This is a genomic window from Bacillus sp. YH3-2-B2 (assembly GCF_053663335.1).
In genome coordinates, this window is record NZ_JBSJQE010000004.1 from 78,090 (window position 1) to 91,686 (window position 13,597).

At 48.9% G+C, this 13,597-nt stretch carries 15 protein-coding genes; 11 read left to right on the top strand and 4 right to left on the bottom strand.

Annotated elements, in window-relative coordinates; genetic code table 11:
• The first annotated feature begins 22 nt into the window (after window positions 1–22).
• Entirely contained in the window at window positions 23–412 is a 390-nt protein-coding gene (locus ACWJJX_RS15100) for a DoxX family protein (protein ID WP_003156689.1), read from the top strand.
• Between the two features lie 179 nt (window positions 413–591).
• The gene (locus tag ACWJJX_RS15105) at window positions 592–930 is read left to right on the top strand and encodes a thioredoxin family protein (protein WP_070081317.1); all 339 of its coding nucleotides are present in this window, start codon (window positions 592–594) and stop codon (window positions 928–930) included.
• Window positions 931–1,269: 339 nt separating this feature from the next.
• On the opposite strand, the gene ACWJJX_RS15110 is transcribed toward ACWJJX_RS15105, so the two are convergent.
• Window positions 1,270–1,653, bottom strand: a complete 384-nt coding sequence (locus tag ACWJJX_RS15110) for a DUF2512 family protein (protein WP_003156684.1) — start codon at window positions 1,651–1,653, stop codon at window positions 1,270–1,272.
• Window positions 1,654–1,806: 153 nt separating this feature from the next.
• Here ACWJJX_RS15110 and ACWJJX_RS15115 point away from each other — a divergent pair, with 153 nt between their 5' ends.
• The 4 genes from ACWJJX_RS15115 (at window position 1,807) to tatC (ending at window position 5,247) form a co-directional block, all read left to right on the top strand.
• Window positions 1,807–2,235, top strand: coding sequence for a cell wall hydrolase (locus ACWJJX_RS15115; protein ID WP_003156683.1), 429 nt, complete (start codon window positions 1,807–1,809; stop codon window positions 2,233–2,235).
• Between the two features lie 263 nt (window positions 2,236–2,498).
• Window positions 2,499–4,250, top strand: a complete 1,752-nt coding sequence (locus ACWJJX_RS15120) for an alkaline phosphatase D family protein (RefSeq protein ID WP_146283851.1) — start codon at window positions 2,499–2,501, stop codon at window positions 4,248–4,250.
• Window positions 4,251–4,262: 12 nt separating this feature from the next.
• Complete coding sequence (locus tag ACWJJX_RS15125; protein WP_003156681.1) at window positions 4,263–4,460, top strand: twin-arginine translocase TatA/TatE family subunit; 198 nt, start codon at window positions 4,263–4,265, stop codon at window positions 4,458–4,460.
• Between the two features lie 61 nt (window positions 4,461–4,521).
• Window positions 4,522–5,247 (top strand): twin-arginine translocase subunit TatC, encoded by a 726-nt coding sequence (gene tatC, locus ACWJJX_RS15130; RefSeq protein WP_454023091.1) that lies wholly within the window; start codon window positions 4,522–4,524, stop codon window positions 5,245–5,247.
• Here tatC and pcp read toward each other — a convergent pair.
• Window positions 5,244–5,891: a pyroglutamyl-peptidase I gene (gene pcp, locus ACWJJX_RS15135; RefSeq protein ID WP_101562663.1), complete on the bottom strand. Its 648-nt coding sequence runs from the start codon at window positions 5,889–5,891 to the stop codon at window positions 5,244–5,246. The genes tatC and pcp overlap by 4 nt on opposite strands.
• Before the next feature lie 71 nt (window positions 5,892–5,962).
• Between pcp and ACWJJX_RS15140 the strand changes: the two genes are divergently transcribed.
• Complete coding sequence (locus tag ACWJJX_RS15140) at window positions 5,963–7,090, top strand: aminotransferase class V-fold PLP-dependent enzyme (RefSeq protein ID WP_204530242.1); 1,128 nt, start codon at window positions 5,963–5,965, stop codon at window positions 7,088–7,090.
• A gap of 35 nt (window positions 7,091–7,125) precedes the next feature.
• Here the strand turns inward: ACWJJX_RS15140 and lmr(B) are convergent, their stop codons facing one another.
• Window positions 7,126–8,565 (bottom strand): lincomycin efflux MFS transporter Lmr(B), encoded by a 1,440-nt coding sequence (lmr(B), locus tag ACWJJX_RS15145; protein WP_070081322.1) that lies wholly within the window; start codon window positions 8,563–8,565, stop codon window positions 7,126–7,128.
• Between the two features lie 36 nt (window positions 8,566–8,601).
• On the bottom strand, window positions 8,602–9,168 hold the full coding sequence (locus ACWJJX_RS15150) for a TetR/AcrR family transcriptional regulator (RefSeq protein ID WP_070081323.1): 567 nt from the start codon (window positions 9,166–9,168) through the stop codon (window positions 8,602–8,604).
• 178 nt (window positions 9,169–9,346) lie between these two features.
• Here ACWJJX_RS15150 and ACWJJX_RS15155 point away from each other — a divergent pair, with 178 nt between their 5' ends.
• The 4 genes from ACWJJX_RS15155 to ACWJJX_RS15170 all read left to right on the top strand — a co-directional run bounded on the left by ACWJJX_RS15155 (window position 9,347) and on the right by ACWJJX_RS15170 (window position 13,573).
• Entirely contained in the window at window positions 9,347–10,462 is a 1,116-nt protein-coding gene (locus tag ACWJJX_RS15155; RefSeq protein ID WP_454023092.1) for a type II asparaginase, read from the top strand.
• A 196-nt stretch (window positions 10,463–10,658) separates the two neighbouring features.
• The gene (locus ACWJJX_RS15160) at window positions 10,659–11,303 is read left to right on the top strand and encodes an esterase/lipase family protein (protein ID WP_070081325.1); all 645 of its coding nucleotides are present in this window, start codon (window positions 10,659–10,661) and stop codon (window positions 11,301–11,303) included.
• 136 nt (window positions 11,304–11,439) lie between these two features.
• Complete coding sequence (locus ACWJJX_RS15165; protein ID WP_003156670.1) at window positions 11,440–12,510, top strand: helix-turn-helix domain-containing protein; 1,071 nt, start codon at window positions 11,440–11,442, stop codon at window positions 12,508–12,510.
• Between the two features lie 130 nt (window positions 12,511–12,640).
• Window positions 12,641–13,573, top strand: a complete 933-nt coding sequence (locus ACWJJX_RS15170; RefSeq protein ID WP_154303211.1) for an aldo/keto reductase — start codon at window positions 12,641–12,643, stop codon at window positions 13,571–13,573.
• The last annotated feature ends 24 nt before the right edge of the window (window positions 13,574–13,597 follow it).

Consider the following 13,597-nt stretch of genomic DNA (forward strand, 5'->3'; position numbering starts at 1 on the left):
TGAAAAATAAGGAGAGATAAAAATGGAAGATGCAGGACTATTACTTATTCGAATCATGATTGGTGTGGTGTTTCTGTTTTATGGATCACAAAAATTATTCGGCTGGTTTGGCGGATACGGGATTAAAGGAACCGGACAATGGTTCGAGTCAATTGGAGTTAAACCAGGCAATGCCGCGGCCGCTTTATCAGGTCTCGGGGAACTCGCAAGCGGAATTTTATTTATTTTAGGTGTATTCCTCCCGCTTGGAGCTGCTATCATAACAATCATTATGTTAGGTGCCATTGTAAAAGTTCATGGAGCGAAAGGGTTTGCGAACGGTGCCGGCGGTTTTGAATATAACGTGGTGCTGATTGCCGTCTCCATCGGAGTTGCACTCATCGGTTCAGGAGCTTACGCTTTGCATTTTTAATATAAGTATCTAAGAACAGTTACTGAAAAGCGGTAACTGTTCTTTTATTTTTCAAGCACGACGTTAAGGTGCTCTGAATCGCAAAAAAGCGGATATGATCCATATAAATGTGTATAGTGAATGTACGAGTATTGATGAGCTTGGTCATGAAAGACGAGCCGATTTGAAGGAGGGTTTTGATGAAAGAGCTGACAGACTTACATTCATTAGATTCTATCGAGAATTTTATTAAGCAGCATCAATTCAGTTTTATCTACATTTCAAGACCTGCCTGTACAGTATGTCACGCTGTTCTGCCGCAGCTCAGAAACGTATTGGATCAGTTTCCGAATATCAAATTGGGGCATACCAACGCTGACGAGGTAGAAGAGGTTGCCGGCAGATTTTCAGTCTTCACTGTCCCCGTGCTTCTTTTGTTCATTGATGGGGATGAGTTTCTGAGAGAAGCCCGCTTTGTTCATTTTGAACAGCTCGAAGAAAGGCTGAAAAGGGTTTATCAGTTATATCAAGATGTATAAAGTGTTTATACTTTACAAATAAAAAGCCCCCCTTTAAGGGGCTCAGGCTGTCGAGGAAATCTCGACAGCCTTTATTTTCCCCTTAAAATATCCATTTCCCTGTCATAAAATAAAAGACCCGCACAAGAGACGCTTCTCAAAACACAGCCGAATTTCGTTCTGTTTGACCAACTCGTCGAAGAGGATCACCTGCTTCGAAAAATTGATAAATACATAGATGTCCTTTTTCTGCACCTGAAATCAAATGAATATGTAAAGAAACAGCACAAAACAAAAAAGCTTGCAGAAAAAACATCGTTTTCTCTACAAGCTGAAGGCCGTTATCCGGCCTTTTTTACATTATTCGGACCGGGGTTCTAAAAAACGGGACCCTCCCAAGTCTTTTCTCATCAGATAGATATGGAAAAAATATTCTCCGACGGCGATGATGACGGCGGAAATAAGAGCGGCAAACGCCAGTCTTCCTCCGGAAATGCCCATGGACAGCGGCATTCCCATCAGCCAGACAACAAGAAACGCGATTCCGAAATCAGCGGACGCCGCCGTGATATTATTCCATCTCGGAAGCACATACAGGTCGCCCGTAAAGTAGGAAACGGCCCCCAGCACAATGGTCATCAGCAGCACGTCACCGAATGTAAAGCGAAAACCTAAGCCGAGTATCAGATACAGAATAATGATGGTCATAATGCCTTTAATGGCAAGCGCTTTAATGTGTTCCATGCGAATTCCTCCTTATGGAAATCATGTTAGTATGTTTCCTCATAACGTGAAATATAAACCCTTTTTTCGTGAACATTTGTTTTCTGGCTTTTGGCTGTCATCACTGGGCCGCGGCTGAATATGATGAAAGGAGAAAATACGGGAGGTGTCATGATGGCAGTCGTAAAAGCGTCGAGCGCCGATGTCGATCTAATGGCAAGGCTGCTCAGGGCGGAAGCGGAAGGCGAAGGGAAGCAGGGAATGCTTTTGGTCGGCAATGTGGGAATCAATCGGGTGCGGGCGAATTGTTCTGATTTTAAAGGCCTGCGCACCATCAGGCAGATGGTGTTTCAGCCGCACGCGTTTGAAGCGGTGACTCACGGATACTTTTACCAGAGACCGCGTGAATCCGAGCGGAGGCTTGCCCGCAGGAACATTAACGGAGAACGGTTTTGGCCGGCTAAGTTCAGTCTGTGGTACTTTAAGCCGCCGGGCAACTGCCCGCAGACTTGGTATGGCCAGCCGTTTGTCGCCAGATTCAGATCCCACTGCTTCTATCAGCCGACAGGTGAGACGTGCGAAAACGTATACAATACATTTTGATCCCGGGCGCACCGTTCTTAAAATGAACGGTGTTTTTTTAATGTTTTGTGAAGAAAAATAGGAAAAAAGTGCGCTTGACGGATGACAAGCCAAAAAGAAACAGAGGGGGTTTTCTTCCGGCGGGGCAAGGTTTGTCGAAACAATGTGAAAAATGTCTCCCGCCGTTCATTTTTCAGCCTTACAAACCCTTCACACTTCTTCATAGCGGTTTAACATTTCTTTTTTATAATAAGGGCGATCAATAAGACGAAAGGGGAACTGACATGACACATGACGGCCGTTTAGATGAATGGATCAAGGAATTGGAGAACAAAAGCTTTCAGAACAATACGTTTGACCGCCGCGCATTTATACAGGGCGCCGGGAAAATCGCCGGTCTTTCCCTTGGGTTAGCGATCGCGCAATCCATCGGCGCGTTTGAAGTGAATGCCGCTCCAAAATTTTCAAACTATCCGTTCACCCTCGGCGTAGCTTCCGGCGACCCGCTGTCTGACAGCGTCATTCTCTGGACGCGTCTTGCCCCTGACCCGCTGAATGGGGGCGGCATGCCGAAGCAGGCCGTGCCGGTAAAATGGGAAATCGCCGCAGATGAACATTTCCGTCACATCGTCAAACGCGGAACGGAAATGGCCAAGCCGAATCTCGGACACTCCGTCCATGTCGAGGCGGACGGGCTCAAGCCCAATAAAGTGTACTATTACCGGTTTAAAAGCGGGCATGAGCTCAGTCCCGTCGGCCGGACGAAAACGCTGCCCGCTCCAGGCGCTGACGTATCCGCCATGACGTTTGCATTTGCCTCCTGCCAGCAGTATGAACACGGCTATTATACGGCGTATAAACATATGGCGAAGGAAAAGCTTGATCTCGTATTCCATCTCGGAGATTACATTTATGAATACGGACCGAACGAATATGTGTCAAAAACGGGAAATGTCAGGACGCACAGCAGCGCCGAAGTGTACACACTGTCAGATTACCGCAACCGTCACGCCCAATACCGCTCTGATGCCAATCTGAAAGCCGCCCACGCCGCATTTCCGTGGGTCGTGACGTGGGACGATCATGAGGTGGAAAACAATTATGCCAATGTTATCCCTGAAAAAGGCCAATCCGTTGAAGCGTTTGTGCTCAGGAGGGCCGCAGCTTATCAGGCTTATTATGAACACATGCCGCTCAGGCGCATGTCATTGCCGAACGGTCCTGATATGCGGCTGTACAGGCAATTTTCTTATGGCAATTTAGCATCGTTCAATGTGCTTGATACAAGACAGTACAGAGATGATCAGGCCAACGGCGACGGGAATAAGCCGCCTTCTGATGAGTGGAGAGACCCGAAGCGCACATTGATGGGGACAGAGCAGGAGCAATGGCTCTTCGAAAATTTAGCCGCCTCAAAAGCGAAGTGGAATGTGCTGGCGCAGCAAATCTTTTTCGCGCAATGGAATTTCGGAACAACCGCCAATCCGATATACAGCATGGATTCATGGGACGGCTACCCGGCTCAGCGGGAGCGGGTCATCGATTTTATAAAAAACAAAAACCTGAACAATGTCATCGTGCTGACGGGTGATGTTCATGCAAGCTGGGCGTCAAACCTGCATACCGATTTTAATCAAACGAATTCAAAAATTTTCGGAGCCGAATTCGTCGGGACTTCCATTACATCTGGAGGAAACGGGGCGGATAAACGGGCCGATACGGATCAGATCTTAAAACAAAACCCGCATATTAAGTTTTTCAACGATTACCGCGGCTATGTCCGCTGTACGGTGACGCCTGCCCAATGGAGAGCGGATTACAGAGTGGTGCCGTACGTGACGGAGCCGGGGGCTGAGGTTTCCACGCGGGCTTCATTCATTTATCAAAAAGACCAGACGGGGATTCGGAAGGTCTCACAAGCGGCGGTTGCAGGCGGCTTAAAGCAGTCAAATGAGGTGGAAGAGGATCGTTTCTTCGCCCATAACAATGCGCATGAAAAGCAAATGAGAAAGAAACGGGCCAAAATCTCACAATAAGGAGGCACACTCATGTTTTCAAATATCGGCATTCCCGGGTTGATCCTGATTTTCGTCATCGCTCTCATCATTTTCGGGCCTTCAAAGCTTCCGGAAATCGGCCGTGCCGCCGGCCGCACGCTGCTTGAATTTAAAAGCGCCGCAAAAACATTGGTCTCAAATGAAGAGCCGGACAAGCAGACGGCTGAGAAAGACAAAACGGCAGGCTGAATCCTGACATGGGGGCAGACGAATCCGCTTCTGCCTCTTTCTCTATAAGGAGGATGTACGATTGGATAAAAAAGAAACCCACTTGATCGGGCATTTAGAGGAAGTCCGGCAGCGTCTCATTAAAACCGTTATCGCCTTTCTCGTGTTTTTTATCGGCGCCTGCTGGTTTGTGCAGGATATTTATGACTGGCTGATCAAGGATTTGGATGGCAGGCTGGCCGTTTTAGGGCCGAGCGAGATTTCATGGGTGTATATGATGATTGCGGGAATATGCGCCCTTACGGCAGCGATTCCGGTTGCGGCCTTTCAGCTCTGGCGGTTTACGGCGCCGGCTTTGACCCCGTTTGAACGCCGCGCCGCTTTGCTTTACATTCCGGGGCTTTCGCTTTTGTTTATTATCGGAATTTCCTTCGGGTATTTTGTGCTGTTTCCGATTGTGCTCGGATTTTTAACACAATTATCCGCCGGCCATTTTGACATGGTATTTACGGCGGACAAGTATTTTACCTTTATGCTGAATCTTACATTGCCGTTCGGATTTTTGTTTGAAATGCCTCTGGCCGTCATGTTTCTGACACGGCTCGGAATCGTGAATCCAACCCGGCTGGCAAAGGCGCGGAAGCTTTCGTATTTTTTGCTGATCGTCGTCTCGGTGCTGATTACGCCGCCGGATTTTATGTCTGACTTTCTCGTCATGATTCCGCTGCTCGTCCTCTATGAAATCAGTGTGACGCTGTCCCGCATCGTTTACCGGAAGAAATGGGCCGAGGCGCCGTCTGCAGCTTAGTGAAGTTCGCCTCCGCCGGTCTCAATATCGTCCTCATGCGCCGCGGCGGTCACCGCGGCGATTTTGAGCGCTTTTGTCACGAGATCCAGGCTGAGGCTCGGCGCAGACTTCTGCAAGGTTTGCTCCGGAATGTACGGGATGTGTATAAACCCGCCGCGGATGTGCGGATGATGGCAGGTGATTTCATCCATCAGCCCGTAAAAGAGATGATTGCATACAAACGTCCCCGCCGTGTAGGATACAGCCGCGGGAATGCCTTCCTTTTTGATTTCCTCAACGATCCGTTTAATCGGAAGGCCGGTCCAATAGGCTGCGGGACCGCCTTGAGAAATGTTTTCCCCGACAGGCTGGTTTCCTTCGTTATCCGGTATGCGCGCCTCATTCAGATTGATTGCGACCCGTTCCGGCGTGATCTGCATTCTGCCGCCTGCCTGTCCGACACAAATGATAATGTCAGGCTGATGCTTTTTGACCGCTTCGCGCAGCACGGCAAGAGACTTATAAAAAACGGTCGGCACTTGTTCAGATACAATAGAGGCGGGGCCCTCAGCGGCACCGTCCAGCCGTTTGACCGCTTCCCATGAAGGATTGACCGTTTCCCCGCCGAAGGGGTCAAAGCCTGTCAGCAATACTTTTTTCTCCATATAAAACCCTCCTTTTCTTTTTACCATACTCTATAATGGACATATATTCCTGCCGAAGGGGGAAACATGTCTTGAATTCGCCTCTGGTGCAATACCGATCTTTATTTCCGGCGCTCCGCACACATACGATGCTCGCCAGCTGCTCTCAAAGCGCTCTTGCCCTGCCGGTTTCAAAAGCGGTCAATGACTATCAGGAAAGCCTGCTTCAGCATGGCGGAAACTGGGAAGAAGCCATTGGACGTACGGAGCAGGCAAGGTGTGAATTTGCGAAATTGATCGGCGCCCATCCTGAAGAAATCGCCGTTTTACCTTCAGTAACGGCTGCTGTCTCTGCCGTCGTTTCTGCTTTACCGGATTGCCGAAAGAAACAGGCGGTGTATACGGAATTGGATTTTCCGGCGATCGCCCACATTTTGAAGGCACAGACTGAGATGGAGCTTTCAGTCGTGCCGTCTGAAGATGGAATGATCCCGCTAGAGCGGTATGAGACGTACATATCGGAGCAGACGCTTTTCACCTGTGTGCCCCATGTGTCATATACGTCGGGGTTTGTCCAGGATATGAAGCGCATTGCCGAGATATCCGCAAAGAAGGGATCGCTTCTTTTTGTCGATGCTTATCAATCGGCGGGGCACATCCCGATTGATGTAAAAGAATGGGGAGTTGATATGCTGGCCGCGGGCGCGAGAAAGTATATGCTCGGCATACCGGGAACGGCGTTTCTTTATGTCAGAAAGGAACTTGCCGAACGGCTGAAGCCGAAAGTCACCGGGTGGTTCGGGCAGCAGCGGGCGTCGATGCTGGATTTAACCCGTTTTTCTTATGCGGACGGAGCCAAACGCTTTGAGACCGGAACCCCGGCATTTATCAGCATATATGCGGCACAGGCGGCTTTATCTCTATTAAACGATGCCGGCACAGACCGCATTCACCAAGAAGTAAAAAAACTCAGCGCATTTGCGTATGAATACGCTTCTGAAAAAGGACTGAACCTCACAGGGCCGCCGTCTGCCGATGACAGACCCGGCATGATTTCCATACGGGATGAAAAAGCGGCGGAAACGGCTGCGCTGTTGAGGCGGAAAAACATCGTATGCGCACCCAGCGGACAAATCATCCGGCTGGCGCCTCATTTCTATAACACGGCTGACGATCTGATCTATGCGATTGATGAACTGGCTGAAGCGCGCGGTATATAAAAAAACAGCAGACTCACGGGGAGCCTGCTGTTTTCTTATGAATGATTCACTTTGACCCGTTTCATAAAGAAAGCGCTGATCAAGCCGACAACGGCGACAATCATCGCGAAGATAAAGGCGTGCTGGACGCCCGCAATCAGCGCGTGAGAGTATGCGGAAGGATCATTCGGGTTTTTCGCGGTGCTCATATAATTCTTCTGGCCGGCAGCCATGATGCTGACCGCCACCGCAGTGCCGATTGCGCCGGCCATCTGCTGGAGCGTATTCATAATGGCTGTTCCGTCCGGATAAAATTCCGGCGGCAGCTGATTTAAGCCGTTCGTTTGCGCCGGCATCATGATCATGGAAATGCCGATCATCAGGCATGTATGAAGCGCGACAATCAGAAGCGCCGTAGAAGCGCCGTTAATGTTTGAGAAAAACGAAAGCACAGTTGCCGTGATGACAAACCCGGGAATGACAAGCCACTTCGGCCCGTATTTATCAAACAGACGCCCCGTCACCGGAGACATAAAGCCGTTTAAAATACCGCCCGGCAGCAGGATGAGCCCGGACGTAAACGCCGTCAGCATCAGTCCGCTTTGTAAATACATAGGCAATAGGAGCATTGTCGATAAGATAACCATCATACAGATAAACACAATCACGACACCGAGAACAAACATCGGATAGCGGAAAGCGCGCAGATTCATCATCGGCTGCTTCATTGTCAGCTGCCTGATGGAAAATAAGATGAGCGCGATCGCGCCGACAGTGAGCGAACCGATAACCGTCGGGCTTGACCAGCCGTCTGATCCTTCGCCTGCATTGCTGAATCCGAATACGATGCCGCCGAACCCGATCGTAGACAGAATAATGGAAAGCACGTCAATTTTCGGTTTTGTAATGTCAGACACGTTCTGCATGTAGGCGATGCCGAATAAAAGAGCCAACACAAGAAACGGCAGGGAAATCCAGAAAATCCAATGCCAGTTCAAATGCTCTAACACAAGCCCTGAAAATGTCGGACCGATCGCAGGAGCGAACATAATGACAAGCCCGATCGTCCCCATCGCCGCTCCGCGCTTATGCGGCGGGAAGATGACGAGGATTGTATTAAACATCAGCGGCAGCAGCAGCCCGGTTCCTAAAGCCTGCACGATTCTTGCCGCCAAAAGAAACGGAAAGCTCGGCGCAAGCGCTGCAATCAGCGTGCCGATAATGGAAAAAGCGAGTGAAACGATGAACAGCTGTCTCGTCGTAAACCATTGCAAAAGCAGACCTGATACCGGCACAAGAATACCGAGAACGAGCAGATAGCCCGTCGTCAGCCACTGGACGGTCGCAGGAGTGATATGTAGCTCCTTCATCAGATCAGTCAGGGCGATATTCAGCGCCGTTTCACTGAACATGCCGATAAACCCTGCCGTCAGCAAAGAAATCATGATCGGCATGACTTTATATTGTTTGGAAGGCTGAGCGTTTTCCAAAATCATTCTCCTCTCTTTCTATACGTACATGTCTCTCGTATTTTATGTCTTCAGCAGGTTGGGGATTTGTTTAGAAATATGGAGGATCGGCATTTTGTCTTTTTTGGCTAAGGACACAATGATGCCGCCTTCTATCATGGCATTTAAAACAGTGCTGATTTCCGCCGCTTTCTCATCAGAAAAACCAGCTGATCTTAATTTGCCCGCGAACAGATTCTCCCATTCCTGATAAGCGCTTTGACAGGCCTGCCGGAGCTTTTCGCTCTTTAAAGCAGTCTCGGCAGCCAGTAAACCGACAGGAAACCCTTCAAAATTCTCCGGACATGTGAATTGGCTTGATAAGTCCTGTAAAAACGCTTGAATGCTTTCCGCAGGATCAGGATAGGCATCAAGGCTTTCTTTTATTTTCATACGGATATAATGGCTCATTTCATTGACAGCCTCAATGGCGAGCTGCTCTTTGCCGTCCGGAAAATGATAGTAAAGAGAACCTTTCGGCGCACCGCTTTCTTTAATAATCTGATTCAGTCCCGTGCCGTAATACCCCTGAAGCTGAAACAGCCTGGTTGCCGCGGCGAGGATTTTTTCACGAGAATCTCCATAGCTCATAATGTTCCCACCTTACTGATTTGTGACAAATTTAAAATATAGTGACTGGTCTATTATCTGGATTTCGCATGACGGTGTCAAGGATTTTTAAACGGTTTTTTTCTCCGGAAGATTGCCTGACAAGCGCGTTGACCGGTGAGAGGAAAATCTTCATAAATAAAGAAAAGGAGAGAAAAGAATGAAAAAACAATTCATGCCCTTCATTACATTTATCACGGCTCTGCTCTTCATCGCGGCCGGCTGCTCCCAATCTCCTCAAACGAAAGAAACACCGCCCCAGATGGCAGCCGCAGTCTCTGCGAAAAAAGACGGACTTCCGAATATTAAAATTCTTGCCACCGGCGGCACAATTGCAGGCGCTGCTCCTTCGAAGACGTCCGCTACGGAGTACAGGGCGGGGGCAATCGGAGTTGATGCCCTGATTCAGGCCGTTCCGGAGATAAAAGAGGTCGCGCATGTGAGCGGAGAACAGGTTGTGAATATCGGCAGCCAGAATATGAATAACGAGACACTGCTGAAACTTGCAAAACGGGTAAACAAGCTGCTCAAGTCTGATGATACAGACGGCATTGTCATTACACATGGAACAGACACACTTGAGGAAACCGCCTACTTTCTCAATCTGACGGTCAAGAGTGACAAACCCGTTGTTGTCGCCGGGTCAATGCGGCCGTCCACAGCGATCGGAGCGGACGGGCCGTCCAATTTATATAACGCGGTAAAAACAGCGGCTGCGCCTGAGGCGAAAGGCAAGGGGACGCTTGTCGTATTAAATGACAGAATCGCTTCGGCGCGTTATGTGACAAAAACCAATACAACCGCGACCGACACTTTCAAATCGGAAGAAATGGGTTATATCGGAACAATTGCCGATGACGTCTATTTTAATAACATCATCACCCGAAAGCATACGAAGGATACAGATTTCAAGATAGATAAACTTGATAAACTGCCGCAGGTCGATATTATATACGGCTATCAAAATGACGGAAGCTATCTCTTTGAAGCCGCCGCAAAATCAGGGGCGCAAGGCATTATTTTTGCAGGCCCGGGAAACGGCTCAATGTCTGATGCGGCGCTAAAAGGCGCTGTAAAGTCGGTCAAAAGCGGGCTGGCGGTCGTCCGTTCCACAAGGACGGGAAACGGAACGGTAACACCTAATCGAGAGTATGAAAAAGACCATTTGACAGCTTCAAACTCTCTCAACCCTCAAAAAGCGCGGATTCTGCTCATGCTCGCGCTGACAAAAACGCATGATCCTAAGCGGATTCAAACCTATTTCAATGAGTACTAGGAGAAGAGAACCGGGTGTTCTCTCCTTTTTCGGTATGACGTATTAAAGCATAAGCGTGCTTTCGGGAAAGGGGCGTCTTTCTCATTTTTTCGCCTCTTTTTCAATTGTTGAAAACAGTAAAAAATACACTATTTTTTCCTTTCCTTCTCTAATAGAATGAAAATTGCAAAAATATTACATAGCAGGAGGAAAGTTCATGAAACAAATCAAAAGCAAAATCCTAGCGATTCTTACAGTTTGCATGCTGTCCGTCATTTCCGTATTTGCCTTCCAGCCGACCGTATCGAAAGCCTCCTCAGGGCATAACCCTGTTGTCATGGTCCACGGAATCGGCGGGGCGTCCTTTAACTTCGCGGGAATCAAAACATATTTGGCATCCCAAGGCTGGTCAAGAAAAGAGATGTACGCCATTGATTTCTTAGACAAAACCGGAAACAACAGACACAATGCGCCGAGACTGTCCAATTACGTGAAAAAAGTGCTCAGCGAAACAGGTGCGAAAAAAGTCGATATCGTCGCGCACAGCATGGGCGGCGCCAACACGCTCTATTACATTAAAAATCTTGACGGCGGAGACAAAATCGCCAACGTCGTCACACTCGGCGGAGCGAACGGCCTTGTGACCAACCGGGCGCTTCCGGGGACTGATCCGAACCAAAAGATTTTATATACATCGATTTACAGCTCAGCGGACTTGATCGTTCTGAACCCGCTGTCACGACTGATCGGCGGGAAAAACGTGCAGATTCACGGTGTCGGACACATCGGACTTTTGATGAACAGCCAAGTAAACGGGCTGATTAAAGAAGGTCTGAACGGCGGCGGACAAAATACAAATTAACAGTTTCAAAGCCCCGGAGAATGAGAATATCCCGGGGTCTTTTTTTCTTCCATATTCTTTTTTCGCCGTAAACCAAGCCCTCTGAAGTTATTTTTGTTAAAATAATAAAGTTATATCAGAATTCGGAGGGTTTATTGTGGGAAAAGTGAAAAGAAATGCCCCTTGCCCATGCGGCAGCGGGAAGAAATATAAAAAATGCTGCGGAAGCAAAGAAGCTGCCATTCCGGCAGACATCGCGGCAAAAGAAGCGAAACAGATTCAGGAAAGCTTAATGGAGTACGCCTTTACAGCACATAGAGACGGCATATCATCATTTATTAACCAGCATGAGTTCATTACGGAGCTGGACAGACAGACTAAAGACATCGGAGTCTTCAACCTCGGCATCTGGGGAATTTTCTTCCGTCCGCTGGCAGGCGGCAAGACGATTTTTGAAGAATATCTTCAGAAAAAAGCCGGCGGCATCAACCGTCCGAAAACACGGGAAATCGTTGAATCATGGAAAAGCATGACACCAGCGGTTATGGTGCTTGAAGATGTGAAAGAAGGAATGATTCACTTTGAAGATGTGATGACAAAGAAACAATTCAAAGTGGAAATGGACGTCAGCCAGCAGGATCTTCCGCCGGCGGGAAGCCTGATTCTCGGCTATCCGATCCACGAAGCGGAAAAAGCGGAGTTCTTCATGCAGTTTACGATCTTCCCTGTGAAGCGGACCGAAGCTCTAATCAGCAAAGTGAAAAAGGCGGCTGCCCCGGCCCTTGCGGAAGGAAAATCGCCTGAGCGCTTTATGCAGGAGGACTTCGACACTGTGCTGGCCGCTCTTTTAGGAACGGCGGAAGAGCCTGAGCAGGCTGCTGAAGAAAAACAGACGGAGTGGGCGAACGACATGGAGAAGGAAACGGCGGACGCCATTGAAAAAGGCCTGAGCGGGGATGAATACCCGGCTGAGCTGGTTCCGGCCGTTATTGACCTGTGGAAAACGTTCTGTGTCAAAAAAACACCGACGATCAGAAAGCCGGAAGCTTTCGCGGCGGCGGTCGAATATTACGTAAACAGTATTTCTCTGAACGGCGCGTCCGTTTCTCAGGCTAAGCTGGCGAAGAAGTACGGCGTCAGCGCCTCAACGATTTCCAGCCGCTATAAGGAAATCGAAGGTGCTCTCACAGATGAAGCCGAACGCTTCGCCGCAGCTCTGACATCTTAAGACACAGCCAAAAAACCTTGAAGGGCACATGCTTTTCAAGGTTTTTTCTGCAGAAATGCTCTCGGGGCAGGATAATTCTTACCGGTTATCTAATACTAAACAGAGCGATAAAAGGAAGGGAGCCTGAGCCATGGATGAGACACGTACGCTGGGCAGGACGGATTTACGGGTAAAGCGTATCGGCTTTGGCGCTAATGCGGTCGGAGGACATAATCTGTTTCCGAATCTTAATGATGAAACGGGAAAAGAACTCATCCGCACAGCGTTGGACGGCGGCGTCAATTTTATTGATACGGCGTTTATATACGGTTTGGGGCGTTCCGAAGAGTTAATCGGTGAAGTTGTCGCAGAACGCGGCGTGCGGGACAGCCTCGTGATTGCGTCAAAAGGCGCGCACAAAGAGGTCAACGGACAAATCGAGCTGGACAACAGCCGTGAATTTCTCCGTAGTGAGGCGGAAAACAGCCTGAAGCGGCTGAAAACAGACGTGATTGATTTGTATTACGTCCACTTCCCTGACGGCAAAACACCGCTCTCCGAAGTGGCGGGCACGCTAAAAGAACTGAAGGACGAAGGGAAAATCAGAGCAATCGGCGCGTCCAATCTCAGCTTCGGGCAATTGCAGGAGTTTAACGCCGACGGTTATTTAGAGGTTTTTCAATCAGAATATTCACTGATTCAGCGTGAGGCGGAGCATGATCTGCTGCCTTATTGTGAAAAGAACGGTATTTCTTTTATTCCTTATTTTCCGCTTGCTTCCGGCTTGCTGACGGGAAAGTTTACAAAAAACACAGTCTTTGAGGACAGCCGAAAAAACAGGCCGCCGTTTCAGGGAGAAGCTTTTCACCAAAACCTGGAGCGAGTGGATAAGCTTCGGGCCGTTGCGGAAGAAAAAGGGGCGCAGACAGCGCATATCGCACTCGCGTGGCTTCTGTCGCAGCCGGCGGTGGATGCGATCATTCCCGGAGCCAAACGCCCCGGCCAGCTGAAACACAATCTGGGCGCGCTTGATGTGCAATTGACCGAGGATGAGGTTCAATATATCAGTGACATCTTCAAGTGAAAATAAAAAAAGGAAATAGCCTGC